At 51.1% G+C, this 26,608-nt stretch carries 20 protein-coding genes; 8 read left to right on the plus strand and 12 right to left on the minus strand.

Annotation, left to right across the window (positions count from 1 at the left end):
- Window positions 1-232: 232 nt before the first annotated feature.
- Together CRP01_RS25315 and CRP01_RS25320 are read left to right on the plus strand one after the other, a co-directional pair.
- A complete protein-coding gene (locus CRP01_RS25315; protein ID WP_099152915.1) occupies window positions 233-3,268 on the plus strand; it encodes an ATP-binding protein in 3,036 nt (1,011 codons plus the stop codon).
- Window positions 3,269-3,519: 251 nt separating this feature from the next.
- The gene (locus CRP01_RS25320; protein ID WP_099152916.1) at window positions 3,520-4,860 is read left to right on the plus strand and encodes a Gfo/Idh/MocA family protein; all 1,341 of its coding nucleotides are present in this window, start codon (window positions 3,520-3,522) and stop codon (window positions 4,858-4,860) included.
- A gap of 100 nt (window positions 4,861-4,960) precedes the next feature.
- Here CRP01_RS25320 and CRP01_RS25325 read toward each other — a convergent pair whose 3' ends face one another.
- The gene (locus tag CRP01_RS25325) at window positions 4,961-6,454 is read right to left on the minus strand and encodes a lipopolysaccharide biosynthesis protein (RefSeq protein WP_099152917.1); all 1,494 of its coding nucleotides are present in this window, start codon (window positions 6,452-6,454) and stop codon (window positions 4,961-4,963) included.
- Window positions 6,455-6,661: 207 nt separating this feature from the next.
- Here CRP01_RS25325 and CRP01_RS25330 point away from each other — a divergent pair, with 207 nt between their 5' ends.
- On the plus strand, window positions 6,662-7,771 hold the full coding sequence (locus CRP01_RS25330) for a M42 family metallopeptidase (protein ID WP_099152918.1): 1,110 nt from the start codon (window positions 6,662-6,664) through the stop codon (window positions 7,769-7,771).
- Window positions 7,772-7,784: 13 nt separating this feature from the next.
- Here the strand turns inward: CRP01_RS25330 and CRP01_RS25335 are convergent, their stop codons facing one another.
- From CRP01_RS25335 to CRP01_RS25355, 5 genes are all read right to left on the minus strand, one after another.
- Window positions 7,785-9,410: a tetratricopeptide repeat protein gene (locus CRP01_RS25335; RefSeq protein ID WP_143473527.1), complete on the minus strand. Its 1,626-nt coding sequence runs from the start codon at window positions 9,408-9,410 to the stop codon at window positions 7,785-7,787.
- A 339-nt stretch (window positions 9,411-9,749) separates the two neighbouring features.
- Window positions 9,750-10,634, minus strand: a complete 885-nt coding sequence (locus CRP01_RS25340) for an NAD kinase (protein WP_099152920.1) — start codon at window positions 10,632-10,634, stop codon at window positions 9,750-9,752.
- A 6-nt stretch (window positions 10,635-10,640) separates the two neighbouring features.
- Window positions 10,641-12,041, minus strand: coding sequence for a POTRA domain-containing protein (locus CRP01_RS25345; RefSeq protein WP_099152921.1), 1,401 nt, complete (start codon window positions 12,039-12,041; stop codon window positions 10,641-10,643).
- Between the two features lie 63 nt (window positions 12,042-12,104).
- A complete protein-coding gene (locus tag CRP01_RS25350) occupies window positions 12,105-13,139 on the minus strand; it encodes an ATP-binding protein (RefSeq protein ID WP_099153035.1) in 1,035 nt (344 codons plus the stop codon).
- 210 nt (window positions 13,140-13,349) lie between these two features.
- Window positions 13,350-14,882, minus strand: a complete 1,533-nt coding sequence (locus CRP01_RS25355; protein ID WP_099152922.1) for a DUF5691 domain-containing protein — start codon at window positions 14,880-14,882, stop codon at window positions 13,350-13,352.
- Window positions 14,883-15,016: 134 nt separating this feature from the next.
- On the opposite strand from CRP01_RS25355, the gene CRP01_RS25360 reads away from it, so the two are divergent.
- The 4 genes from CRP01_RS25360 (at window position 15,017) to CRP01_RS25375 (ending at window position 17,533) form a co-directional block, all read left to right on the plus strand.
- Window positions 15,017-15,256: a GlsB/YeaQ/YmgE family stress response membrane protein gene (locus tag CRP01_RS25360; RefSeq protein WP_099152923.1), complete on the plus strand. Its 240-nt coding sequence runs from the start codon at window positions 15,017-15,019 to the stop codon at window positions 15,254-15,256.
- 302 nt (window positions 15,257-15,558) lie between these two features.
- Complete coding sequence (locus CRP01_RS25365) at window positions 15,559-15,888, plus strand: type II toxin-antitoxin system HigB family toxin (RefSeq protein ID WP_222845813.1); 330 nt, start codon at window positions 15,559-15,561, stop codon at window positions 15,886-15,888.
- A complete protein-coding gene (locus CRP01_RS25370) occupies window positions 15,889-16,323 on the plus strand; it encodes a helix-turn-helix domain-containing protein (RefSeq protein WP_099152924.1) in 435 nt (144 codons plus the stop codon).
- 58 nt (window positions 16,324-16,381) lie between these two features.
- Window positions 16,382-17,533 (plus strand): VWA domain-containing protein, encoded by a 1,152-nt coding sequence (locus CRP01_RS25375; protein WP_099152925.1) that lies wholly within the window; start codon window positions 16,382-16,384, stop codon window positions 17,531-17,533.
- 75 nt (window positions 17,534-17,608) lie between these two features.
- Here the strand turns inward: CRP01_RS25375 and CRP01_RS25380 are convergent, their stop codons facing one another.
- From CRP01_RS25380 to CRP01_RS25400, 5 genes are all read right to left on the minus strand, one after another.
- Window positions 17,609-19,291 (minus strand): hypothetical protein, encoded by a 1,683-nt coding sequence (locus CRP01_RS25380; protein WP_143473528.1) that lies wholly within the window; start codon window positions 19,289-19,291, stop codon window positions 17,609-17,611.
- 55 nt (window positions 19,292-19,346) lie between these two features.
- Window positions 19,347-20,471, minus strand: coding sequence for a DUF4249 family protein (locus CRP01_RS25385; RefSeq protein WP_099152927.1), 1,125 nt, complete (start codon window positions 20,469-20,471; stop codon window positions 19,347-19,349).
- Between the two features lie 38 nt (window positions 20,472-20,509).
- The gene (locus CRP01_RS25390) at window positions 20,510-21,631 is read right to left on the minus strand and encodes a DUF4249 family protein (protein WP_170110536.1); all 1,122 of its coding nucleotides are present in this window, start codon (window positions 21,629-21,631) and stop codon (window positions 20,510-20,512) included.
- Window positions 21,632-21,696: 65 nt separating this feature from the next.
- The gene (locus tag CRP01_RS25395; RefSeq protein WP_143473529.1) at window positions 21,697-24,423 is read right to left on the minus strand and encodes a TonB-dependent receptor; all 2,727 of its coding nucleotides are present in this window, start codon (window positions 24,421-24,423) and stop codon (window positions 21,697-21,699) included.
- Window positions 24,424-24,636: 213 nt separating this feature from the next.
- Window positions 24,637-25,086 (minus strand): hypothetical protein, encoded by a 450-nt coding sequence (locus CRP01_RS25400; protein WP_143473530.1) that lies wholly within the window; start codon window positions 25,084-25,086, stop codon window positions 24,637-24,639.
- A 77-nt stretch (window positions 25,087-25,163) separates the two neighbouring features.
- Between CRP01_RS25400 and CRP01_RS25405 the strand changes: the two genes are divergently transcribed.
- The gene (locus CRP01_RS25405) at window positions 25,164-25,649 is read left to right on the plus strand and encodes a hypothetical protein (protein ID WP_099152931.1); all 486 of its coding nucleotides are present in this window, start codon (window positions 25,164-25,166) and stop codon (window positions 25,647-25,649) included.
- 372 nt (window positions 25,650-26,021) lie between these two features.
- Here CRP01_RS25405 and CRP01_RS25410 read toward each other — a convergent pair whose 3' ends face one another.
- Window positions 26,022-26,531 carry a DUF6702 family protein gene (locus tag CRP01_RS25410; protein ID WP_099152932.1) on the minus strand — a complete coding sequence of 170 codons (510 nt, stop codon included), beginning with the start codon at window positions 26,529-26,531 and terminating at the stop codon, window positions 26,022-26,024.
- Between the last annotated feature and the right edge of the window lie 77 nt (window positions 26,532-26,608).

The following is a 26,608-nucleotide window of genomic DNA, read 5'->3' on the forward strand; positions in this document are numbered from 1 at the left end:
AGGTAAAAATTGAAGAAAACCAAAAATAACTTACCTTTAAGCGGCAAGACATACCCGCATCATTATCAACCGGTTCTAAATGTTCAACGGTCAGGTGCAACCGGCTGTACGCGACCGTCACCAGCCGTTTCAATTTTTGTTTTCCCCAAAACCATAGATTGATCTAATTTTAAAACTCAGACTCAGGTCCGGGATTTGGAGATGAGTTCGCAGCCAACTTCAATCGTCCTTTATGAAGGTACTGGTACACCATTTTGCAGAACATACCGAAGCTTACCGCTATAATTTCCAGTTGTACACGGATGGCGTGATCGTGGAAAGTCGTCATTTCCCGGATAGGACGGTTTGTGTGGAAAATGCCTACGGTCTGCTGATGTTCCTGCGCAACAGCCAGGCACCGGCAAAGGAAGTGTATCTCTCCAGGTACAAACAGGACTGGGTGCTGAATATCTCCGACCAGTACCAACTGCGGCTCGTACAACCGGGCAATTGCCAGGATTCCGAAGAAGCCGAGCGTATCGTAGCCCGCCTTCTGGAGTCCATCGAAGATCAGATTGAACTGATTGACGTAGCTCCCGAAGAGCGCTCGCAGTATAAGACCACCGCTCCGCTCACGGATGCCAACACCTTGTCTGCGGCTCCGGAACCCCTCGTTCCGGAAACGGACATTCAGCCCATACAGAGCATTTCGGAAGAGCTTCCCGTTTCCGAAGATCAAACCGGTTTCGTCTCTTTTTCGGAAGAGGTCGATGCCAACGAACGCTTTTTCTTTCATTTCCTGGATCGTTCCGGTGATCCGCTTTTGCTCAGTAAAGCTTTTGACGCAGCGGCCGAACGCGATCAGACCATCGAGCAGATCTATCTGCACGGTATCCATAAGGAGCAGTATGAGGTCGAAAATGAAGAAGAGCAATACCGTTTTCGACTCAAAAATGATCAGCAGGTCGAGCTGGCCCACAGCCGGTCATTCGATGAGGAAAAGGAGATTATGCGCGCAATATTCTGGCTGCGTATTTACTTCAAAAGCAAACTACCCGAAAAACAGAACGGCGGCGGCGGTCTGATGATCAATCCGGCGAGCATCCTGAATCCTAAATTTTCTTCCGGTATTATCCCGCAGGATGGTCCGTGCGGTAAGGTATTCAAACCGATGGAGCCGCTTACCGCTGGGGACTTTTCCCTGTTTTGGGGCAGAGACCGGGAGCTGAAGGATATTTATCAGTTGGTGCTGAACAGCAATCTGCTGCTGTTGTACGGAGCGGCCCGGAGCGGTAAAAGTAGTCTGGTTCGCTGCGGATTACCCAACTACCACCGGCAGTCGGAATGGCACGGTATTGTGGTGGAACGACGCGATAACATCAATCGAAGTTTTGACCAACAGCTCAATCGCGAACGGAAAAGGCTTTCCCTTTCTCCCGAGGAGCACACCGTGCATACCGCACTCGGAAGCCTTCAGGAAATTCAGGACGAAAGCGACAAACCCATTTTTCTGATCTTCGACGATATTGAGGAGCTCTTTTCCGATAAGCCCGATCCCGAAGAGCAGCAGCAATTCTTCGCACTGCTCCAGGAGATCATGCAGACAAAAGGAACGATCAAAGCTATTCTCATCATCGACGAGACCTATCTGGCGCACCTGACGAATTACGAAACCGTCGTTCCCAATCTCTTTGAGCATCGCTACCGACTGGAAAAAATGTCGGTGCGCGGTATCAGTTCCGGCCTGGTGGATTGCCTCGATATGCTCAATAATATCAACTCGCTCAAGGTACCCGATCCGAAGGTGGCCACGGAAGCCATTATGGAGCGTATGAGTAACGGGAAGGATCAGATCGAGGTAGCCTGTATGCAGATCTACCTGAACGAACTGCAACAGGAGGCCTGCCGGAAAAAAGAGAACGGCCAGGTACTGATCGACAAAAAACTGATCGATAGCTGCGATCCCCCGGAAACGATGATCGCCGGCTACCTGGATGCCCGGCGGATGGAGATCAGCCAGCAAAAATCCGAAACGCCGGAAGACCAGGCGCAGGTCCGGCAGCAGTTGCAGGAACTGGAAGATGTGCAAAACCGCTGTAACTGCAGCCCACCACCTACGCCGGCGGCCTACCCGGCCTGGGTTTCCTGGGCGGGTTGGGGGCTTTTGCTGCTCCTGTTATTGTTGCTCTTCTGGCCCTGGCCGGCTGTACCGAATGCATCGCTCAACGAACAGCCCACCAGTTGCGCCCAGTGTGAGCAGTATATCACCGAATTCGGATTATCGGCGCCTTTCGGCGACTATTCCCGGCAACAGCTGGCCTCTTACCGTTGTCAGGAATGGGCAGATTGTCAGATCGCTCAGGAAGAGGGATCCTGCGAAACCTACATCAAATACCTCGAAAAATATAAGGCAAACGGTAGTTGCTCCGATGAATTTCTGAACGCCATCATAAAGGGCTGTCTGCTGCCGGCCAATACCTCCGTGGTCAGCAACTGCAAGTTACTCACGGAGGTGCTCCCCAAAAGCAAACTGCCAGCGGATATGCTGTGTCTCATTTACGAAGAATACATTGCTGCCTTCGGAGCCGATAATAGCTGCGCTCAGGTACTGGCTGACCTACAGACCGAGATCCCCTGTGCACAACCCACAGAAATGTCCAATACGACTTTGTCCTGCACCGAACTGCGGGCCAAAGCCGGCAACAACGGCTCACTCAACGCGGCCGAAAAAACCGCCCTGGAGCAGTGCGCCTGCAACGAAGCTTTTGCCAAGGGAGACTGCAATACGTACGAAGCCTATTTGAAAACTTACGGCCGGGATGGCCGTTGCGCGGGTGACGTTCGTACTGCCTTACAGGAACTGCAGCAGTTGAACTGCCCGCTACCCATGGGGGACATCTGCTTCCTTACCGCTACCCTGGAACCGGTTCCCTGGTCGAATGCCCATACCCAATGCCCGCAGGGATACAAATTGATCTGTGAAAGTCAGGTGCGCTATCTGTTGGAGAAATTCTACAAGAACGACTTGCGCAAATCCTATTCTTATATGGTTCAGAAGATCGAAGCCACCAATCTGGATTTCAACGCCAACGGCTACTGGACCGCCACCGAATTTTCGGACAGCGAGGCTTACGCCATTGAAAAAGACAAAGCCAACAAGAGCATAAAAATGCCGCAGGGCGTCAGTAAATCCGCGGTCAGGCCGTGCCTGTGTATCGCTCCGGGGCCCAAATTTCAGGAAAGCGCCATCAGCGACCTGCAGTGCCTTTCCAAAAGTTTATCGAATTAAAAGTGGCGAATAATGGTCAAACCATTTTTTCACCGTCAAGGGTTTAACGCAAGTTGCGTTATAGCGTGGAGACGGTGGAGCGCAGCGTGACCGGAATAGCAAATGACCGGCCCTGCCCGTACTTATCCGCATTACGTCCTGCGTTTTACCAGTTATCCGCTTCCATCGCAACTGCAGTATACTTAAAATCATGTAATTTCATGGGCCTGTGCTTCTCATGCACAAATTTTGACCATTAAAATCAAAGCTATATGCCACAAGGATCTAAGTCAAGACGGAAATTTATCAAAAAAGCGGCGATAGGCACTGCGGGGCTCGCGCTGGGTATGAACGCTAAAAGTTACGCCCGGATCATTGGCGCCAATGACCGCCTGAATGTAGCCATCCTCGGCTGCTACCGGCGCTTCGGAGCCTTAGCCCCATCCCTGAGTGATTGCGAAAATATAACCATCTCCTACGTGTGCGATGTAGACTCCCGGCGCCAGGAAAAGGGCATGGGTCGCATTAAAGACCTCATGGGCGAAGCGCCCAAAGGGGAGAAGGATATGCGGAAGATCATTGCCGATCCGTCCGTAGACGTGATCGTAAACGCTACGCCGGACCACTGGCACGCTCCCGGCACCTGGCTGGCCCTGGATGCCGGTAAGCACGTTTATGTAGAAAAACCAGCCAGTCATAACCCGAAAGAAGGAGAACTGCTGATCGCCCTCCAGAAATACTACGGCAAGGTGGTACAAATGGGCAACCAGCAACGATCTGCTCCCGAATCCAGAGAGATCGTCGAAGAGATACACAACGGAGGTATCGGCGATGTGTACCACGCAGTGGCCTTCTATTCCAATAGTCGTGACCGGGTGCCCGAAGCCAAAAAAGTACCGGTTCCGGATTATCTGGATTGGGAACTCTGGCAGGGACCGGCGCCACGCACCGAGTTCGTCGATATCCTCGGTGATTATATGTGGCACTGGTTCTGGAACTGGGGAACCGCCGAAACCGGCAATAACGCTACCCACGAACTGGACGTTGCCCGCTGGGCCCTACAGGTGAAATATCCGGAAATGGTACACGCCAACGGTAAAAAAGCCCATTTCAAGGATGACCCCTGGACGATGTACGACACCATGATGGTCACCTACAATTTCCCCGGCGGAAAATCTATTTCCTGGGACGGTAAGAGCCGCAACGGCTACAGCACCTACGGAAGTGACCGGGGTACGATCATCTACGGTTCGGAAGGAAGTGTTTTTGTCAACCGGGGCGGATATCGTCTGTACGACCGGGCCGGTAAAATGGTACGCGAACGCAAATCAGGCGGAAATGAAGCCGGAACCGCACTCGGCGGAGGTGGCGATATGACTACCCTGCACGTACGCAACTTCCTGGACGCCGTTCGCGGAAAAGTAAAACAGAATTCCAACATCGAGGACGGTGCCATCAGTACGCACCTCTGCCACTACGCCAACATCTCCTACCGCATGGGTAATGCTGCTCTGGAGATCGACGCAAACAACGGGCATCTGAAGAATAAGAAGGCGATGAAGAAATTCTGGTCCCGCGACTACGAGAAAGGCTGGGAGCCACCCAAAGTGTAAACAGTAATTGAATTTATAATTGGTTATTCCTCACCGCGAGGTCGCCATTTTTGCGGAGTTTTCTTTGCAACCGGCGTCTTTGCGGTGATTTTTTTTGTACCTATCTCCCGAAGTATTTTTGGATCTTCGTTCTTTCCATCCGGAAAATAAACAGCAGATAGCCTAGGAGGAATACGATGTTACCCAGATTCCGCAACCACAGTTGATCGGGCAGGAAGCTGCGCCAGATCTGCGCCAGTCCCCAAACGCCTACCGCCGTGATCAGGTAAAGTACAATAATGGGAACCCGGTAGGGAATCGGATAGAACCGGCGACCGAACCACCAGGTGGCGGCGGCCATGCTGCCGTAACAGATCAGTGTCGCCCAGGCCGAACCGAGATAACCGTAGATCGGGATCCACCAGACGTTCAGGACGATCGTGATCAACGCTCCGCCGACGGAAATGTATGCGCCCCATTTGGTGAGATCGGCCAGTTTGTACCAGGTGGCAAAGTTGTAGTATAACCCGAGAAAGATATTGGCCATCGCCAGGATGGGCACTACCTGCAAACCCGCCCAGTAATCTTCATTGGAAATGAAATACTTCGTAAAATCGATGAATAGCGTAATGGCCAGAAATGCGATACCTCCGATGGCGGCAAAAAAACCGGCCAGGTCCGCATAAAGTTGTTTCGCGTTGGCCGAATTTTTCTGTTTAAAAAAGAAAGGTTCCGCACCGTAGCGATAGGCCTGGATGAACAATGCGATCAGGGCGGCCAATTTGTAGTTTGCGGCGTATATACCCAATTGGGAGCGGGCTTCCTCGCCGGGATACAGCCGATTGAACAAGGCCCGGTCCAGTACTTCGTTGATCACGTAGGAAAACCCGACAATGACCAGGGGAGCCGCGTAGTACACCATTTTCCGCCACTGCTCCCAGTCGAACTTCAACTTGATCTTCCAGACGAAAGGAGACAACAGAAGGAAAACCAGCAGGCTGGAGGCCAGGTTGGCCAGGAAGATGTAACCGATACCGAGATCGGGATTGTAAACAGATTCCAGGAAAGGGTGCAGCCAACTCCATTGAGCCCGGGCCAGGGCGTAGGGGCAGAATACGAGAAAGAACAAATTGAGCCCGATATTGGTAATAATACCGGTCAGCCGTACAACCGCAAATCGGATCGGCCTCCCTTCCAGACGCAGACGTGACAGCGGGATTTCGCTCAAAGCGTCAAAAGCCAGGATCAGTACGGCGATCCTAAACAAATAGACCTGATCTGGATATTCCAGGAAAGCGGCCAATTGGGGAGCCAGCAACCAGAAAACCGTACCGAGCACCAGCGTACTCACTACGATCGAGATCATGGCGGTATCAAAATAAGGTTGTGCCTTTTCTCCCTTGTCCGATTCGAAACGAAAATACGCCGTTTCCATCCGATAGGTGAACAGCACCATCACGATGGCGGTAAACGCAAAGATCACGCTGACCACACCGTATTCCTCCGTAGCGAATATCTGGGTATACAGCGGCGTGAGTAAAAAATAAAGGGCCCGACCGAGTATGGAACTCAGCCCGTAAATAGCGGTATCCTTAGCTAGACGCTTAATGGACATTTAACTGATGGTGTGGTGATCTGATACGGCGTAATTGTACGGTGACCATACCGGCGGCATGGAAAACTTCGCAATTTTACGATAAAAATTTTTCATATAGCCGACCGGCTGATCCTTTCGGAGTGAATGTGGTTCAATAAATTTCAAAGGATCAACATTTTATGCTATTTTCGCGCAACTTTTTATAATGCCTAATATTTCACGGCGATGATCAATGTATCCTTACTCAAAACCATTTGTGAAACACCCGGTGCGCCGGGCTTCGAGCAACGCGTACGCGAACTGGTAATCAAAGAGGTGACGCCTCTGGTTGATGAAGTTTCCGTCGATAATATGGGCAACGTGATTGCGGTCAAAAAAGGGAAGACCGACAAAAAGGTCATGGTAGCCGCCCATATGGATGAGATCGGATTTATCGTAACGCACATTGATGACGATGGTTTTTTGCGTTTTCATCCCCTTGGCGGGTTTGATCCCAAGACCTTGTCTTCCCAGCGGGTGATCGTGCACGGTATTAAGGATGTGATCGGTGTCATGGGTTGCAAACCCATCCACCTGATGAAGCCGGAGGAACGGACCAAGCAGGTACCCATCAATGAGTATTTTATCGATCTGGGTATGAGTAAGGATGAAGTTAGTCAGATCGTCTCCGTCGGTGATCCCGTAACCCGGGACCGGGAGCTTATCGAAATGGGCGATTGCGTCAACAGCAAATCATTGGATAACCGCGTATCAGTATTCATTCTGCTGGAAGCCCTCCGGGAGCTGAAAGATCAGGAAGTACCCTACGATATCTACGGCGTGTTTACGGTTCAGGAGGAAGTAGGCCTGCGGGGAGCCATCTCTGCCGCTCACTTGATCGATCCGGATTTTGGATTTGGCCTGGATGTTACCATCGCCTTCGATGTACCGGGCGCCAACGGCCACGATTCCGTTACCAAGCTGGGAAAAGGAGCAGCCATCAAGATCATGGACGGTTCCGTGATCAGCGATTATCGAATGGTAAATTACCTGAAACAGGTGGCCAACCAGGAAGGTATTAAATGGCAGCCGGAAATTCTGCCGGCCGGTGGCACGGATACCGCCGGAGTACAGCGCTACGGTAAAAAAGGCGCGATCAGCGGGGCGATCTCCATTCCGCTTCGCCATATCCACCAGACCATCGAACTGGCCCATAAGGCCGATATTAAAGACTGTATTGGTCTGCTCCGAACGGGCATGACCCAACTGGACCGCTTCGACTGGGACTTCGCCCGGGTGCGTCCGCAACAATCCGGTCCGAAAAAGACTTCGGATGATAAGCCGGACTGGATGTAGGAATAGGCGGTAATTATTTCTTCTTCAAACGATAGATCCCCCATCCCTGTACACCATCTTCGGCGTGGAGTTGGAAGAACATGCTGCGCTCCGGATAAACCACAAATACCCCTTCCGGTGTTTGTACCCGCTGATCGGATACCCCGTATTTCTCCTCTAAAGACTGTAAATCCTCACCAATTTCGATGCCCTCCATGGTGCTACCGGTAAAATCGGGCCCCACTACCTGTACGATCAGGTATTCCTTACCACCATCCACCAAATGGGAAAAGATCCGGGAATGTTCCCTTAGATGAAATCCACAGGCTTTGTGTACATTGATCTCTATGACCTGATCGGGAGCCGTATCCACCAGGTATTGTTCTATTTCCAGATCCTCGATCTGTTCTGTTTTAGTTACAAATCCCATCACCGCATTCGACTGTTCTTGCAGAGGGCCATCTTTCAGTACCTGTAAGTTAATTCCGGCCAGGTCGCTATTTTTTTCGGCAGCCTGTTCCCACCACTCGCGGGCTCCTTCCGGATCTTCCTGCCGAGCGGCGATAATGCCTTTGAGGACCAACAGATCAGCGGACATTTTTTCGTTCAATTCTTCTTTACTCGCCTTGCGGATCCAGTAATTTGCCTCTTCCCAATCTTCCTGCAGCACATATGCCGCGGCCTTATTCAGAAAAGCGGGCGCATAATGCTGATCCAGCAGCAGAGCCCGGTCAAAATAGTCGAGTGCCCGTTGAATACGCTCCTTTCTTTCCTGGTCCGTTACGCGGGTATTGTTAGTTTCCAGGCGGGATTTCGGATCCAGCTCGATGGGTAGTCCGTAGGGCATCTCCTTTTTGGTAAAATGCGGTAAAGCGGTCAGCAGAGCAGTTACTCCCGCATTATTGTAAATGTCCCTACTTTGAAAATCTCCGAGAATATACTGGTAGTAAAGATCCGCATCTTCGTAGTACCCTAACAGATTCAGATAAGTGGCCATTTCAAAAACGACCTGTAATTCCGCCAGACGGCTCATGGCCTGTTCGGACATGGCAATGCGGTCCTTCAGGCTGGGGTATCCTTCTATTTCTTCGGGCAGATCGTAGCCCGTTTCGGCGTACACTTTTTTCAGCAATTCCGGCATGACGCCGTGCACCTGGAAGCCGACGGAATAAGCCATAAACCCTCCCAGGTAATCGGCCTGAGCTTCGAGCTTAAGTCCCTCTTCCAGTTTTTCCAGTTTTTGGGCCGTAGGCAGATCCTCGTTCTGTTTGACAAAGTGGCGGCTCCAGTCGTGCTTTTCGTAGTAGTGGACCAGCTCGTGGGTCAGCAATGCCGCCAGGGCATTCAGAGAGTCGGCACCGAAAGAGGCACAGATATCATAGGCCAGTTCCTCCAATCCGATCTCGGCTTTCCCGGGCATCGCCCAGGCCACGTAGCGTTCGCTGTTTTTCATAACCAGTTCGGGCCGTCGTTGGCGAAAATCGCCCTGTCCGTCCACCAGCGCGTCAAAGACTTTTTTAGCCGTTGTATACTTATAATCAGTAGCCTTGCCTTTTTCCGCCTGCCCGGATGCCTTACTGGCAAAAGCAAAAGTTCCGGACTGCGACCAGACCGCTCCCCCGCACAAACAGATCATCAACAACAAAAGGAAACTTCTCATAGGAATGGTTTTTTGAATGCCTCGGCAAAATTCGCGCACCATCAGGAATAATTTGTTCAGCGCCCAAAAGGTTACCTTCTCTCCCCTGACACCTCTCACCTGTCCCCTGACACCTCTTACCTGACACCTCCCACCTGAAATCCAACACCCTACCACACAAGCAGACATTTTTTTCAAAATAAGCAGGAGGGGGAGACCAGAAGACTTCGGAGAAAGGGAGAAGCAACGCCCTTTCCCCTTCTCCCAAACTCCTAGTCCCCCTGTCTTCCTGACACCTGACGCCTCGCACCTGCCCTCTGACACCTCGCATCTGACACCTCGCACCTCCCTCCTCCCACCTCAATAATTCCGCGTATCCACCCCCCAGGCCAGTTTATTCCGGATCGTTTCCAGGAAACCGATATCATACAGTTGTACGAGCTTCAGTTTAAAATCATTTTTCCGCACCGCCAGTTGATGAGCCGCCGTCACCATTTCAAAACGGGAATCCAGCGTACAGAGGAAATTCTCCGCGCGCCCTTCGATCTCAAAAGAAACGATAGAGTCGTCCGAGATCACGATGGGGCGTACATTCAGGTTGTGGGGCGCTACCGGTGTAATAACAAAGTTACCGGAATCCGGGAAAATAACCGGGCCACCGCAACTCAGCGAATAGCCGGTCGATCCCGTAGGCGTTGCCACAATGATCCCGTCCGCCCAATAGGAGTTGAGATAGGCACCGTTGATATAAGTATGCACCGTGATCATGGAGGAGGTATCGCGCTTGAGCAGGGTACAGTCATTGAGCGCAAAGGGCGTTTCGTCGAACAGGGGGAAATTCGATTCCAGATAGATCGACCCGCGCTCTTCCACGGTATACATCCCCCTTTTCAGCAGAATGATGGCTTCGCGGATGCGTTTTTTCTCAATGCTGGCGAGAAAGCCCAGTCGTCCCAGATTGATGCCCACGACGGGCACTTCGCTGTTCCGTACGTAGGTAAAGGCTTCCAGAATGGTACCATCTCCGCCCAGCGTAATAAAGAAATCAAATTTTTTAACGGTCAGATCCAGGTATCCTTCGAAAACGCCGACATCACGCCGGAGTTGGATATTATCGCGCAGTTGGTGCAGAAAGGGAGCATGTACGTAGCTGGTTATATTCTCGTCGTGCAGTACGTCAAATAATTCCTGGATATGAGGAAGGTCTTCCTCTTTTGCGAGTTTACTGAATACGACTACTTGCATTGGGTCTTAAATATTGGCGCTGAAATGTAAAAATACTCCCTTTTCCCAAAGGTGGTTATAACTGTACTGAATTTGCAACACTTTATCGTAATACAGGACGATATCCAGTCCGAGTCCGCCGCCCCACAAGAAGCGATTGGCAAACGGGTTCAGGTCTTTCGTGTAGGGATCGTTGACATAACCGGCCCCCTGATTAAGGCTAAGGTAGACCTTTATCGGCATTTTCCGAAAAGCCTTTATCGGTACGATCTTGCCGAACTCCCAGTTCTTTTGCAGAATTCGGTACCGCAGGAAAGCCCTTCCGATCCCCATATCCATCCCATTGACGATGTAGTATTCGTAGCCGTAGAGGTTGTTTTGGTTATAACCCAATGCCTTGTAATCATTAAAAGGCTGGCGCTTGCGGATAAAAGAAAGTTTGCTGCCCAGACGTAGCCCACTGCTCCATTTTTCTGAGAACGGATGGTAGAGATTGTAATACGCATTCAGCGTCAGGGCATCCTGATCACCGTAAAAACCCAGACCGGTCTTTTGCAATTCGGCAGTAAAATGCGAGCCTTTCAACGGATAGGCGCGGACGTCGCGCCGGTCGTAGGCAAAACGGTAGGTCAGGGTCAGCGCCCGTTGTAGTTTTCGCCCGTTGAGAAAAAAGTCAGGATTGAGCTCTTCGGCCACAATGGGATCGATCCAGTTTTGCCGGAACCCAAATTCCAGGTCGTGGAACAGGTGAAAGCCCGGTCGGTAGGTCAGCGCCGTTTGCGCCTGGAATCGCTGGTAGAGGAACTTGCTTTCTTCATCCTTGTAGAAGGACTGCTTATTATCGATAGAAGCGTAATTGATCTCCCGGTTGCGCGCAAAAGAGACATTGGCATCAATCCCGATCGTCTGACTTTTATTGATAAAAGGCAGCGTATAATTCATCGAATAGGAGCGGGTATATCCGTATTTGGCCGTTAGCTTCAGGCGATCCTTTTGTCCCGAAAAGTTGAGGTGAGTGAATTCGATGCCAAAATTGATCCGCTGCAGGGAATGGTTTTGCTCCACCCACCAGACGTTGAAGTTGCGGTCCGCCAGTTCGAAGATCGGTACCGGGTAGATGTACCAGGTTTCCGCCAGTACCAGATGAAAGTGTACGTGATTATCCGCTCCGCGCCAGTTCTTGATGGTGATGTTGGCGGAATTGAACAGCCCAGTATTCATCACCAGTTGCTCGCTTTCTTCCAACAATCTATCAAGTTGGCCAATGGAAACGGTATCGCCCTCCTGAAACTTCAACTCCCGCAGGATTATCTCATCCCGCGTCCGCTGGTTACCTTCCATGGTGATGCGCTCGATGAATACCAGATCGCCCTGGGCCCAAACGCCAACGATGTTAAGCCAACAAATACACAAACAGATCCACCTCATCGTAAAATTTTATTAGCGCAGTTGTGTTTGGATATTGAGCAAACGAGCGGTCCGGTTCCACGCTTACTCTTCATTCCTCACTTCCAACACCGCATCGTAAAGGTCCCGCCAATTTGCTCTGGAACGCACAACGGTATCCAGATATTCTCTCCACACTTTTTCATCCGCTACCGGGTCCTTGACGATGGCTCCGCTGAGTGCGGTTGCCAGATCGCGGGCGGAGATCACCCCATTGCCGAAATGGGTAGCCAGTGCCTGTCCGCTATTCACCACCGAAATGGCTTCCGCGGTACTTAGGGTACTCGACGGAGATTTCACCCGCGTACGACCGTCCTCCGTTTTACCGTTACGTAATTCGCGGAAAATCGTTACCAGCCGCTGAATTTCGGCGATGGGAGCAGCCTCTTCCGGCAGGGCCAGCGTTTGCCCGAGCTGAGATACCCGGTTCCGAACAATGTTGACTTCCTCTTCCAGGGTTTCCGGCAGCGGCATCACCACCGTATTGAATCGCCGGCGCAGGGCGCTCGACAACTCATTGATGCCCCGGTCCCGATCATTTGCCGTCGCGATCAGATTGAAGCCCGTTCGGGCCTGCACATCGGTGTTGAGTTCCGGTATCGGCAGTACTTTTTCGGAAAGGATGGTGATCAGTGCATCCTGTACATCGGACGGTATCCGGGTCAGCTCTTCTACCCGTACGATCTTTCCTTCCTGCATGGCGGTCATTACCGGACTGGCCACTACCGCCGCCGCCGAAGGGCCCTCGGCCAGCAAGCTGGCGTAATTCCATCCATACCGCAGCGCTTCTTCCGTCATACCGGCCGTACCCTGCACCAGCAGCCGGGAATTGCCCGAGATGGCCGCCGCCAGGTGCTCGGACACCCAGGTCTTGGCCGTACCGGGAATTCCGGTCAGCAATAAGGCCCGGTCCGTAGCGAGGGTTGCAACGGCTATTTCTATGATGCGGCGCTTGCCGTAGTATTTGGGTTGGATCTCCGTTCCGTTCTCGAGTTTCCCCCCCAGGATATAGGTTACCACCCCCCGGGGAGACAGCTGCCAGTTCTCCGGTTTCGGCCGATCGTCCGTTTCGGCGATCATCCGCAACTCATCCGCAAAAGCCTCTTCGGCCGGCAGCCGTAAAAGCTGATCGGCCTTTAGAGGCTGTTCCGCCTTGGTACTCTTTTTTTGCTTTGCCACTTAACGTTCTTCAATTGATTAGTAAAAGCATGTTTACGATATCCGCCGTGTATTTGCGGTTCACTGATCCGGGCATCTAGGCGAAATAACCGATCAGTAGCGATTCCCGTTCTAGCGGAGTTCTCCCAGAGGAGTACGCATTTCTTTTCTAAACCGCATGATCCGCAGCATGCGTTCGACGTCCGGCGCCCATTGATTCCAGACCGGCGATTGCATCGGCCAGTCGGCGGCCAGTTCGTCCAGGAGCGCTACCGGGCTGCAGTATCCGGCCGTTTCCAGGAGTCGCTTATAATGCCACAGATTCCAGAGGAAAGTCTTGGATTCCGCCATCCATTGTTTCAGCCCGTGGATGATCTGCCGACTCATACTTTCGGTCCAGGGCTGCTTGCCCAGTTCGAGCATGCGTGTGATGAGGTGCTTTTCTTCAAGTAATCCGGGTTGCTGTCGCAGGAAAGTTTCCACCATATCCTGAAAATCGCCCACCGGAATACGTCTCGTCAGCGCCTGCCAGTCCAGATCTTCGGGCACCACGCCGTTTTTGAACGCCAGGTAGCGGATCAGATCGGTTATCAGCTCCTCATCCCGAAATCGTAGACCGGCACTTCCCAAAGCCGCCAGCAACAGGTCGCCCCGACCGGTCGTATCAAAATAGCGGATCAATTCTTCCTTCGTCCAGCCGAACCGTTCCATCCAGTGCCGGGCCGGGATCCGGCTGACGCACTGGAATAACCAGTCTGCTTTCAGACCGCCCCGCTTACCTTTCCTCACTCCCGGCTGAATACCGTCGGCAGCCGTTGCTTCCGACACCTCTTTGGGCATGGCTATATCCAGTCGATTTCTGGCCTTATCTAAGGTGAAAACCGGCTCCAGCTCGTTGAATATCCGCCGGATCAACTGACTATCCGGGATCATTGCCAGCAGATCGGCCGCCTTCATCCGTACCTCCTTCCGGCTATCCGTTCGAGCCTGTTCCAGAAAGACTTCGTCTTCCGATCCCAGTCCGGTGGTCAGGATCTCCAGGTAGTCCAGTTTCTTTCGATAGGGTGTTTGTTCCCAGTCCGCCACCAATAGGTCTAGCGCCCCTTTCGGCTCCCGCTCCCGGAGGTAACCCAGGATCAGGCGGCGCTCTTCGTGTCCGGCTTCCGGCCAGCGTTCGGGCAGTCCCCGGGGCTTCAGGATCCGCCATTGCGGATGCTGTTCGATCAACCAGTCGGCACGATCCCCCAGTAAAGGCTGAACATCCTGCCACAAGGCCGCGTCCGTCAGACAATCACTCAGTAGTTCCGGTAGGAACTCCGCCGGCAACAACAGGCGGTGGTCCACCAAAAGCCGGACGAACTCAGGCAGCGCCGGCCGGAAACGGCCGGACAGGATCTGGTTTAGGTGTTGAAGGGAAAGAGACGGCAATTCCTCGTAGGCCGTTTCGTCAGCAGAAGGTTCGGGCAGTGGATCCGTATAGGCCGAAGTTGGCATGCGCAAACGGCGCACCTGGTGTAAAGCAGCCGCACCGGATAATATGACCTGTGGCAGCGGATCTTCCGGGTCTACCCGGTACTGACGCAGGTTTTCTTCCACCACGGGTTCCAAGTGCGAACGCTCACTACCGAGCAATGCCAGTTGTAGTATTTTCTCCCATAGCTGCATCGTATAAGCGAAGTTACTGTTTTAGCACCAAATCAGCGGAGAGATTTTGTAGTTTTGGGTGTTTTTAGCCGGGATTGAGCGGAGGTGTCGGGATTTAGACCATAATCAAAAAATAGAACTATAAATATTAATTCATGAACTGGTTATACATCATCATTGTGGGAGCCATTGCCGGATGGTTGGGTGGTCTGATCACCCAGGGGCGTGGCTTTGGGATCTTAGGTAATATCATTGTAGGTATTTTCGGGGGTCTGATCGGGGGCTGGCTATTCAAGTTATTCAACGTACAGGCCGGAGGTTTTTACGGGGCTATTTTCACTGCTTTTGTTGGGGCGCTGGTTTTGATCTGGTTGAGTAAAAAATTGAAATTGTAGGTCCTCTACTTTCATAAAAGATACTGACTTAAAGACTGATACGTAAAGTCTGTAATAAGTAGAAAAAGTGACATCTCTCAGATTTCCGGATTTGCTGAATTGGAAAAAGTCGAATCTAAGCTGTTAGGCATAGTCTAACCTACAGGTTGTATTATTCCTTCATCTGATAAAACCTGGTTTCTATTGAAAAAGGTACGCCGGACAGCGAAAGGCAAAGATGTAGGAGAGAGCTAAAATCAAGATCCTCATCGAAAAACAAGTACGCATATTGCGTACAACAGGAATTATCCCTAATTTTAGGCATGAAAGTAAAGATCTTCAAATGGGCCAACGTGATTGAGCACTGTGGTCAGGATGTGATCATGCTTAAGGCATTTCAGGATTTTTACCATCAACTCGAATATTGTGATTGGGAAATTCCCAGCGATATCATGAAAAGCTTTAGAACCGCTGATCTCATTAACTGTGAGGGCCGATCATTTAATCGCCTGGTATTCAATATCGGAGGCAACAAATATCGGATGATATGCGGGTACAAATTCGGGACCAGTAAAGTAGTTCTTTATGTGCGCTTTGCCGGAACCCACAAAGAATATGATAAAGTTGATATTTGTCAGGTAAATATATTTTGAATGGAAAAAGAATTAAAATATACCATCATTAAAAGTTTGCCTCAATACACCGAGTACTGCAATATCCATGAGTCCTTGATGACGAAAGACGACACGAAATTCAAAGATGAAATTGAGCTATTGGAATTATTGATTGAGGACTATGATCAGCGGATAATGCATACAAAAGCGGAAGAACTAAATCCGGTTGAGTTGCTGCGTTCTCTGATTCGAGATGGTAGTATAACTCAGAGCGAACTGGCTAAATCAATCCAGGTCTCAAAGCAATTGATCAGTGATGTGCTCGGATACAGAAGAAATATAAGCAAAGATCTAATGATCAAGTTATCCAGCTATTTTTCAATGAGCCTTGCGGCATTCAGTCGTGAATATGACCTGATCTCCAACCGGGAAGATCTAGAGGCAAAAAATAAGCTCCTGGGTCATACAAGCTAAAATCACACAGGAGAAAAAGCTTTTCCTTAATCCGCATCAAAGCATTATCCAAAATATTTTGAGCAAAGACAAATCCACAGAAGAACATCTTCAACGCTGGCGGCTCATCCTTGGTCAATCTGCCGATCCGGCGGAAGAAACCAGTCTGAGCGAGGAGCAAGTCGGTATGGACCGCGTCCTGACCGCGCTCTACGACAGCGATCGTCGGGGTGGTCTGGGCAGTTCCTCGCCCAATGTCAATCGCTGGCTGGGCGATATCCGCAAGTATTTCCCGCGGCCGGTCGTCCAGCTCATCCAGAAAGATGCGCTGGACCGATTGGGACTGGAAAAACTGCTGCTGGAACCAGAATTGCTCGGCACCCTGGAAGTGGATGTGCACCTGGCGGCTACCTTACTTTCACTCAATAAGGTGCTGCCCGACGAATCGCGGGAAACGGCCCGGGAAGTTGTGCGGCGCGTCTGCGAGCAACTCGAAAAACGGCTGCGTCCCGCCCTGCAAACCGCCATCAACGGCGTCATCAACCGGGCCGTACGCAACCGGCGCCCCCGGCACAATGAGATTAACTGGCCCCGGACCATTCGGCGCAATCTCAAGCACTACCAACCCAAATGGAAAACCATCATCCCTGAACAACTGATCGGATACGGCCGCAAAGGGCCGCACCTCAAACACATCATTCTGCTGATGGATCAGAGTGGATCGATGGCCTCATCGGTGGTGCATACCGGGGTGATCGCCTGTATTCTGGCTTCGTTACGATCGGTCAAAACGCGGGTGGTCGCTTTTGACACCTCTGTCGTGGATCTGAGTGAACAATTACACGATCCGGTGGATCTGCTGTTCGGCGTTCAGTTGGGAGGCGGTACGGACATCAACCAGGCGATGGCCTATGCCCAGGACCTGGTCACCAATCCCCAGGATACGATCGTTGTACTGATCAGTGACCTGTTTGAAGGCGGCCCCAGCGAGCAGATGATGCAGCGGATAGCCCATCTCAACCGGATCGGTTGTCAGTTTATCGCCTTGCTGGCACTGAACGATGAGGGAGCGCCGGTATTCAATAAGGATGTCGCCCAGGATCTGGCCGTCCTCGGTATACCGGCTTTTGCCTGTACGCCCGATCTTTTTCCCGACCTGATGGCGGCGGCTATCCAAAAGCAGGATATCCGCCAATGGCTGGGTACTCAGCGGGTAGAGGTGAAAAATTAATACGAATTGCGGGAAGTGGGAAGTAGTCCGAAGCCAGGCATTCTTGAGGACGCCCGGCTCCGGAGAAAGGATTCATTACCAGGCTGCGTAGTAGGTCTTTTCTGCATAACCTACCCGGCCCTGCTTATCTTTGACCATCACGCGTACCTGAAAATTACCGGTAGCATCCGACTGGAAAAAAGTGGCTTCAGCCCGTCCGGCCGTATTCGTCTTCAACTCGGGATTCCAGTACAACTGCGGCCGGAAAAACGGCCGGTGGCGGTCCGACTGAAATTGCTCCGGAGAGAAAGCCGGAAAATCGACCGGCGCCTGCAGTCCCCGAATGGATTTGATATCATCCGCATCCGTTTCCGGCACGGTAATATCCGAGGAAGAAGTTTCGATGATCACTACGCCACTGCGCCCCATTACGTTGAACTGCTTACGGAGTTCTCCACGGTCGGTGAAAATAGCTACGGTCTCGATCATATCCATTTTCATGTGGGCGACGTAGTTACCGTCACGGGTGGCCTGCCCATCGATGATGAACAGCGGTGATCCGGACAACATTTCGTAAACCCGGTTCCCCTTATCGGTAAATACTTTAGCCTCAAAGATCTCACCGGTGACCTGGCGGAATACCAGTGGGGTAAGGATTTCCTTGAAGAAGAGATAGACATTATCAAAAGCTTCGTAGTCTTTTACCTGGACCGTACGCTCCGGTTTGAGCATCTGCGGTGCGATCTGTGGAATTTCCGGTTGGAAATTGAACTCCAGATCGGTATACAGCTGGAAGATTTTCTTACGCTTCCGGCTTAGTTCTAGGTATTCCAGTATTTCAGGTGTGTAGGAGAGCGTACCTTCTGCCGCCAGTTGTTCATCAGCCTGTAGTTCCACCCGGATGCTGTCCTCTTCGTCCGGAAAACCCAGAAACTGGATCGGTTGCTGCGCGTAAAAATCGGGCAGTCGCAGGTTCACCACTCCCGGCGAAAGGGTACGGGTATACTGGATGCGGTTCTGGTCCGGGATCAATACCCCCAGTACATTGGCCGTAAGGGGTTTACCGGAATAATCACTCAATCGGGCCTTGACCGTTATACTCGTATCCAGTTTTTCGGTGATCGGGACCGGCAATCCGGGAACGATGGTTGCCGAACGGCTACCTCCCATTTCCGTTAATGCCTGATCACTGACCGCCACGGAAACTTCCGCTTCCACCGGCCGGCCGTTAGCATCGGTCACCATGATCGTGGTTTCCATTTCACTCCGGCTCCGCAAAGTATCCTTACTAAAGCTGATCTCTACGTTCAGATCATCCAGTCCGGTCGGAGCCGAACCCATGTTACCACTGCCGGCTGGTGGAGCGGTGATCTTTTCACTGTCGTTGTAGATCGGAAGATCAGCATGGGCCAGTTTGATACGCTGACCGGTATTAGCATCCGTACCCAGAAAGCTGATCCGGTATTTGCCGCCCGGCAGATCAAACGGGATCTTGTAATAACCGGCTACAGATGCTCCTTCCCGATTTTTCAGAAAGGTATAGAACAGGGTCTGGCCGTTGCGATCCGTCAATACCATCTTGATAGCGGCAGACTGGTGCTGCGGATCGGCGGGCATGGTGAATTTGTACCAGATCACTTCACCGTTGACGTAAAAGGATTTATCCAGGTGAATGTAGTAGGCCGCTTCAGCCGTACCGTTCACCGGAGCCCAGGTAGTGGCGAAAGCTGTCAGATTCACCAAAAGGGCAACCACTAAAATGAGACCGTTTTTATACACTGGTTTGATTTTTGTCATTTTAATAAAACACAAAGCACTGATCGTACCGCTTTCCTTATTCTACCCAGAAAGGCGGTAAACTGGTGGTGCTATTGGCTACGCTCAGGCAGTCACAGCAGATCAGATCCGCACAGTTTCCACTCTGGGTTACGATCCCCTGGGGCGGCGGACAGTAGCGGGGCGGTGATCCTACCGACTGCGGGCTGACATACGTCCGAATGGTATCCTGCTGGGTAACGTAAAAGAATCCAAAGGCTTCGTCCTTTTCGTCCTCGACATTTCGGATGTTGGAAATAATTGATCCCGGCGGCTCGTCGAACATACTGCCGCTGCGATCGGTATTCTGACCGATCTGCCGGTAATATTCGTAGGCTGTTTCGGTCAGGGACTCCTGAATAACCGTGAAATAAGCCCCCTCGGAATAATTCCGTAGTACCAGATTTTCAAAAATGATCTGATCTTCCAGATAGTCCTTGGCCAGGGCATTGGGATCCAGCGAATTGAAAGACGTCACCCCCAATTGCTCGGTGATGTAACATACCTTTTGTTCAATATGCGCCTGGTAGGGAGAATCATTCACTTTGAAAGTCCATTCCGTCAGCCAGTTCAGGTAGGCTCTGGGGTTATTTTCGCCCGTCGTCAGCGGAGTACTGATCCGGTATTGCACATGTTCCGTCGGCACTACCCGTCCCAGCGGATCGAAAGCCGGCAGGTCAACCAGTTGGTAGCTCAGCTCGTCGGCACGGGGTACAGCAATACCCTCTTCGAGATCCGATCGGTACGTCCGGTTATCAAAGGTGGCTAGTTCGATGTAATAGCCGCGTCCGAGACGGATCGGAAAATCCGGATCGTCCGGATCGAGCTCCAGCCGGTAGTTCCCCTGGCTGGCGTCCTCCATTTCCAGGTAATTGCCGTCCTCGTCGTACAATCGCACCCAGCGGGCTTTGATCGGACTACGGGTATTAGCCGTAAAGTCAAATAATTTGCTGAGTCGTACGTGTACCTGGGTCGGTTGGCCGATCACGACCTTTCCCTGAATAACGTATTGTTCCGGGCCACTGGAGGGTACGTTGACCTCAATTTTATCCAGGCAGGCTACCACAAAAAAGGAGCTCAGCATGAAGACCGAAGCCAGTTTGAGTACCCGCAAGAGCACTTTTGATCTTTTAAAAAAGGGCATATCAAGTTTTTTTAGATCTCCCGGGGTATTAGTTCAAATTATTCCGTCCAGTAAGCCGGCTTCTGCACCGTACTATTGGGTACGCTCAGGCAATCACAGCACAGCGCATCCGCGCAGCTGCCATTTTCACGGGTCAGTCCCTGCGGAGGCGGGCAATAAGCGGGCGGCGCACCCACCAGTTCCGGATTGATGTATTGCCGGATCGTGTCCTGCTGCGTGACGTAAAAGAAACCGAAAGCCTCGTCCGATTCATCGTTCACGTTCCTGATATTGGTAACCACCTTTCCCGGAGGAGATTCAAACATATTACCGGTACGTCCGGTATTCTCCGCCACCTGGCTGAAATATTCATAAGCGGTTTCGCTCAACGATTCCTGAATGAGCGTAAAATAAAGCCCCTCGCCGTACACCCGGCTGGTCATCGTTTCGTACAGGGCATAATCACTGAGCCGATCGGCAGAAAGGGCCGCAGCATCGATCACCGATATGTCCGTTACATTCAGGTTCTCGGTCACGTAGCAAACCTTCTGATCGACATTCTGGCTGATGGGCGTATCGTTCACTTTGAAAGTATGCATGTATTCCCAGCCCAGCCGAACGTTGCCCGAAGCTTCGGAAGTACGCAGGGGAGTGGTCACGGAATACTGCAGAAAGTCTACTTTATTGGTGGTTCCGGCGGCGTTGATCAGTTCCCGCTCAACGATGCGAAAATTTAAACCCTCTATCTCGGGCACGGCGCTACCTTTTTCCATAGCCGACTCAAAGGTGCGGTTGTCAAAGGTGCGGATCCGGATACCGTACGAGCGGTCTACATCTACCGGGAAACCGGGGTCATTCGCCGGAAGGGTCCGTTGGTATGCCCCCAGGCCGTTATCCTCCAGATCAATACTGTTGCCGTCTTCATCAAAAAGCGTAACCGACTGGGCGTTTACCGGCCGTTTACCTTCCGCTGTAAAATTGAAAAGCCGGCTGATCTTCACCTCCACCGTAGCGGGGTTGCTCAATACCAGCTTACCCTGGATCACCAGACTTTCCGCATTACTGGCGGGCGTTTCGATATCAATAGTATCCAGACATCCGGAAGTTAACAGGATAATGGATACCGCCAGGATTCCGGAAATACCGGAGATCCCAAATATTTTGCTTTTTCGCGAATACATAGCATTCATTTTTATAAGCGGTCGCGGATGGGAACGGGTCCTTTTCCGTCGTTAGCCCGAAAATCCTACAACAATTCGATATTAAGCGTAACCGATGGGAACGCACTCCCCAGAATCGACAATTTGTTGGCCTGTACGCCCTGGAATGGTCCCTGCGTGAAGAAAACCGAGAATGCATTTTTGCGGCCGTAAACGTTATACACCGAGATCGTCCAACTGGTCTTGATCTTTTTCGTTTTGTTGTAACCCTTACCCAGGGTATAGGCTACATCCAGCCGGTGGTAATCCGGGATACGGATCTGGTTCCTTTCGGAATAGATCGGAATGACCGAACCGCGCAGGGTTTCGTAATTACCCAGCGGGAAGGTTGCCGGACGCCCTTTGCTGAAATTGAAATTGAAGGTCAGGGTATTTCGCTGGTTGGGCTGATAATTGACCACCAGGGACAGATCGTGTGGGATGTCAAAGTTGCTCGGATACCAGTCGCCCTTGTTGATGCCTTCGATCTGCCGCTCGGAGCGCGAATAGGTATAGCTGATCCAACCGTTGACCGTTCCCTCTTTTTTCTTGACACTCAGTTCCAGACCGTAGGCGCGACCGACTCCGTTGCGCAGTTCCGTTTCCAGATGCTCATTGACCGTCAGCTGGGCAAAATCCTTATAATCATACAGTTGATCGATCGCCCGGTAGAATACCTCGGCGGAGGTTTCCCAGATATTGTCGTTGAAGTTTTTGAAAACGCCGAATGACATGTTGTGCGACCGGTTCGGCTGGATATAATTCGTACTCAGCTGCCACTGGCTCGTTGGCGTCGGGGAAGCGGAGTTAAAGATCTGATTGATGAACTGGGAAGTACGGCTGTAGCCCGCTTTTACCGACAGGCTGGAGTTGATCCGGTAACGCATGGACACCCTCGGTTCCAGACTGGAATAGCTGGCGATCGTACCGCCGTCGTAGCGGGTACTGTCAATGATCGCCGCGGCGTTTGTCGGTATGCCGTTCTGGTATTCGAATACTGTTTGGGGTCCCAGGAACTGGTAAAGACTGAAGCGCAGACCGGCAGATACCAGCAAAGCCGGACTTACCTCCCATTCTGCATTGGCGAAAGCCGCTGATTCGAGGCCCTTTTCATCCTCCAGGCTACTCGCTACCAATTGCGATTCCGCTCCATAAGGCGAACGGCTGCCGGGATCTACCTGATAGAGCACGGAGGAGATCCCCGCATCCAGTTTCAGGCCTTCTCTCGGCGTCAGGGTCAGCTGTTCCTTAAATTTAAAGTAGCTCAGGTCATTATCCAGACGGGAAGCGTTCAGCCCGCCGAAGTCGAACTGGCTACTGGTATATTTGCTGGCCGTAAAGGAAAAGCGGGAATAAAAATTATCGTTGAAGATGGAACGCAGGATGAATTGCCCCATCTGGGTGCCGTATTCAAACCCGAAATCTTCATTATAAGTGAATTCATCCTGCGCGGAGTAAGCGGCCAGGGTCAGCGTATTTTTATCGTTCAGGCGGTGCGAGTAACGGAAGTTGGCATCGTAGAAGAAAGCCGAACTCTTTTGTACTTCCGGCACATCGATCCGTTTCAGGATCCAGTCGGTATAGGAAGAGCGGAAACCACCGATAAATGAACTGGTCCCTTTGATGACCGGTCCTTCCAGACTGATCTTACTGGAAATGGCCCCGATACTTCCTTTCAGGTGAAAATCTTCGTAATCACCGTCGCGCATCTCAACGTCCAGTACGGAAGAAAGCCGACCACCGAACTGGGCCGGGATGTTTCCTTTATACAGTTCCACACTACTGATGAGGTCCGCGTTGAAGGTGCTGAAAAAGCCGAGGGCGTGGGAGACGTTGAAGATAAAACCGTCATCCTGCAGAATGAGGTTCTGATCCACTTCACCACCGCGCACGTTGAAACCGGATGCACCTTCACCGACCGTGCTTACTCCCGGATACAGCAGCAGAGAATTGACCACATCCACCTCACCGAGCAGAGCCGGCAGCTTTTTGATCTCCTGCACATCCAGACGGGCAACCCCGATCTGAGCGCTTTCCACATTATCATCCGGAGCGTCGGCTCGCACCAGTATCTCCTGTAGATTGACGGCTTCGGTATTGAGTTTGATGTTCAGTTCACCGTCACTCAGCACGGTAACCTGCCGGACCATTTCCTGGTAGCCGACGTACTGGACCTTCATTTCCAGTTTGCCGGTGGGCAATTCAGCCGAGAAGGAACCGTCGGCATCCGTTGCGGTACCGGAGCCAAGCTCCGTCCACAGGATCGTGGCGCCGATAATGGGTTCACCGCTTTCGGCATCCACCACCGTTCCCTGGACGGTCGCTTTTCCGGACGGTCGCAACTGGGCGATATCACCGATGGTAATTTCTTTTTGTTCGGCTTCCTGCGTTTCCGGGCCACTGATGGATTCCTCCAACGCTTTGTAGTAATTGGCGGAAAAGACCTCATTGATCATCCATTCCGGAGCGATGATCACTGCTCCGTCCCGATAAAGAAAAAAGCTGACCGGGGTACCGCTCAGCATTTCTTTCAGGGCGTCTTCCAGCCGCGTATCCGTAAAGGTGGTATTGATTTTGCGCGCCGGGAGTTCATCCGCTTTAAAGAAAAAACGGACCGGGTGGCGGCCTTCAATAGCTTCCAGAACACTGGCGATGGGTTGGTCTTTGATGGTTGCGTTGATCCTCAGGTCAAGTGCAGCTTGTGCAGAAAGGGAAATAGAGAGTAGGAGTGAGCAGCCAAAGGCCACCCAGCGGAACAAGTCAGATGCTTTCACTAGTTGAGTTTTTATACTAATCCTAATAACGAAGGTAATACATAGGAGGAAAAGGAGGAAATTGCTCCTGTAATTTGTTGTCTTTCAGACAAAAAAATGTAAAAAGATGGAGAAAATACGCTCGCGCAGGCTATTTCGCAAAATGCTATATATCAATCACTTACAAAACAAACTAAAAAGGGCGTTCGCAATCAGACCGCGGTTATTTACAATTTATTGATCCAAAATATCCCAATGATCTTTTCCCGGTGGGTGTCCTTTGCGCAGATCTTGCTGAAAATAGGCGCTTTCTAAAAATAATACTCCAAAAATCACCACCATCACTCCGGCGGCGGCCATTCCGGTTATCACCGCCCAGGCCCGGGGGCTGTCCGCCGCTAAAAAAACCATAAAAGTAAGCCAGACAATCCCTCCGAGGATGAGTAAAACCTGAAAAGCAATGCGTGCCCAGTCCAGACGCAGGATAAGCGCAATGGAGAAGATCAGACAAACGATCCCACCGATGCAAAAGGCCGTGCCGGCAAGGAGGTCGCCATCGTCGTTATAGGTATCATATCGCTGGATCTCAATGATAAACTGTGCACCTACTCCGAGCAGTAACAGACTGATACCTAGCCCTAAAAAAGCAAAAAGAATATGCAGTCCGATCGGGTTCTTATTCATGGTGTTCTGGCTGTCGGATAAGTAAAAAAACGAACATGAACCCTCCATTCAGGGTTTCAATAATAAAAAACAAAGTTATGTTTTTCCTCAATTTAATATTCGCAATCCTTCCCCTGGTGGGGTTTAACGGCACTTTCGCCACACCCGTAGAGCAGGAGGAATACTGTAATGAACGATTTGAATTCTGTGTTACTTATCCAAGTGGCTACTTTTCCGAAAAAGTCTACTCGGATAACGGAGACGGAGTCACCATGTACGCCCAGGAAGGCGTCATTGAAGCCGATATTATCGGTGCCTACAACGTGATGGACTGGTCCGTAGAGGGTATTCTCGATAACTACTTCAAAACGATCAAAGAAAAACCCATGGAAGTGGAATTGGTAGAGCTATATACCGATGAAGCCTACGGATGGGCCAAAATGAAATATAATTACGAAATACAGCTGGTACAAATCAATCTGTTGAACGATTCCTATATCACAACGATCCTGACCGTACCTGCTTCTTCACCGGATCTCCTGGACGAACTGTCTAAGTCCATCCAGGTTACCTTCCCGGTATAATATAACCACGAAACGAAAAACAGAGAATTAGGTTTAGGTATTTTTATAGTTCAAGTTCAGCAACTTGTCCGGATAATAAGAGGAGGAGATAGCACGCAAAAAGACTGCTTCAAATATTCATTCGGTTATTGGAGTCTGCCCTTCAGAAAATTGACGGGCTCAGCGCCGCTTGGTTCTACTTTCTCCGACGGGTTGCAAAAAATTTAGACCATATAGGAATTTAATTGTTAGAGCAATTAATTAACAAAAATCCTTCATCAGAGGCCCTTTCTCGGTGCGCACTTTTGTCACCGAGAGGGCCTTTGTTGTTTTATGAAAACTCACCGACAAAGTATCTCATCAAATAGGAAGTGAGCCGTCGACAAAATGCGATTAGAAGGTAAATTCTGCCAGGGAGGCGGCTTTTGTCAATCTGGCGAATCGCTTATCGGTTCCGTTGATCACCTGTACGATATTGGACTGATCGGAAAAGATCTCCATAAAGAAAGAAGCCCTGACGGAAATAGTTTCCCATTGCTCCGGAGCCTGCAATTCAAATTGCAACCAAAAAACATCGTTCTTCTGACTTCCTTCCAAAAACTTAAGCTCCTTTAGCACACCGTTGATTTGACACTGTAAGTTTTCCCGAAAATAAGCTTCGATCGGATCGCGGTTGCGATCGCAAAAAGTTTCCGTGCTTCCGCGTTCGAAAGTTTCCGGATGGGCCGCCCGGATTACGTCCTCCAGGTCATTGGTAAATACCTTCACCATGATCCGGGCATTGGTTCCGGCATCGCTATGATCAATTTGCACCACACCGAGGTACAAACCGTGGGACGGTACTGGTTCCCCGGAAAAAGGAAAGATCATTACCAAAAGCGATATCCATACGGAAAAATTCATACAGTCTGATTTTGCCGGCCGAACGCGATCATATTGATCGAAGTGGTTTAGGATTTTCCCTAAACTACTCCGCGTCG

Origin of the sequence: Flavilitoribacter nigricans DSM 23189 = NBRC 102662 (genome assembly GCF_002646595.1) — a bacterium.
GTDB lineage: Bacteria > Bacteroidota > Bacteroidia > Chitinophagales > Saprospiraceae > Flavilitoribacter > Flavilitoribacter nigricans.

Excerpts from the sequence above, each read along its gene's own strand:
- CRP01_RS25315 (WP_099152915.1), top strand. The coding sequence starts at position 233 with ATGAAGGTACTGGTACACCATTTTGCAGAACATACCGAAGCTTACCGC.
- CRP01_RS25355 (WP_099152922.1), bottom strand. The coding sequence starts at position 14,882 with ATGCAGCTATGGGAGAAAATACTACAACTGGCATTGCTCGGTAGTGAG.
- CRP01_RS25325 (WP_099152917.1), bottom strand. The coding sequence starts at position 6,454 with ATGTCCATTAAGCGTCTAGCTAAGGATACCGCTATTTACGGGCTGAGT.
- CRP01_RS25360 (WP_099152923.1), top strand. The coding sequence starts at position 15,017 with ATGAACTGGTTATACATCATCATTGTGGGAGCCATTGCCGGATGGTTG.
- CRP01_RS25335 (WP_143473527.1), bottom strand. The coding sequence starts at position 9,410 with ATGAGAAGTTTCCTTTTGTTGTTGATGATCTGTTTGTGCGGGGGAGCG.
- CRP01_RS25340 (WP_099152920.1), bottom strand. The coding sequence starts at position 10,634 with ATGCAAGTAGTCGTATTCAGTAAACTCGCAAAAGAGGAAGACCTTCCT.
- CRP01_RS25330 (WP_099152918.1), top strand. The coding sequence starts at position 6,662 with ATGATCAATGTATCCTTACTCAAAACCATTTGTGAAACACCCGGTGCG.
- CRP01_RS25410 (WP_099152932.1), bottom strand. The coding sequence starts at position 26,531 with ATGAATTTTTCCGTATGGATATCGCTTTTGGTAATGATCTTTCCTTTT.
- CRP01_RS25320 (WP_099152916.1), top strand. The coding sequence starts at position 3,520 with ATGCCACAAGGATCTAAGTCAAGACGGAAATTTATCAAAAAAGCGGCG.
- CRP01_RS25385 (WP_099152927.1), bottom strand. The coding sequence starts at position 20,471 with ATGCCCTTTTTTAAAAGATCAAAAGTGCTCTTGCGGGTACTCAAACTG.
- CRP01_RS25400 (WP_143473530.1), bottom strand. The coding sequence starts at position 25,086 with ATGAATAAGAACCCGATCGGACTGCATATTCTTTTTGCTTTTTTAGGG.
- CRP01_RS25350 (WP_099153035.1), bottom strand. The coding sequence starts at position 13,139 with ATGATCGCCGAAACGGACGATCGGCCGAAACCGGAGAACTGGCAGCTG.
- CRP01_RS25405 (WP_099152931.1), top strand. The coding sequence starts at position 25,164 with ATGTTTTTCCTCAATTTAATATTCGCAATCCTTCCCCTGGTGGGGTTT.
- CRP01_RS25390 (WP_170110536.1), bottom strand. The coding sequence starts at position 21,631 with ATGTATTCGCGAAAAAGCAAAATATTTGGGATCTCCGGTATTTCCGGA.
- CRP01_RS25345 (WP_099152921.1), bottom strand. The coding sequence starts at position 12,041 with ATGAGGTGGATCTGTTTGTGTATTTGTTGGCTTAACATCGTTGGCGTT.
- CRP01_RS25365 (WP_222845813.1), top strand. The coding sequence starts at position 15,559 with ATGAAAGTAAAGATCTTCAAATGGGCCAACGTGATTGAGCACTGTGGT.
- CRP01_RS25370 (WP_099152924.1), top strand. The coding sequence starts at position 15,889 with ATGGAAAAAGAATTAAAATATACCATCATTAAAAGTTTGCCTCAATAC.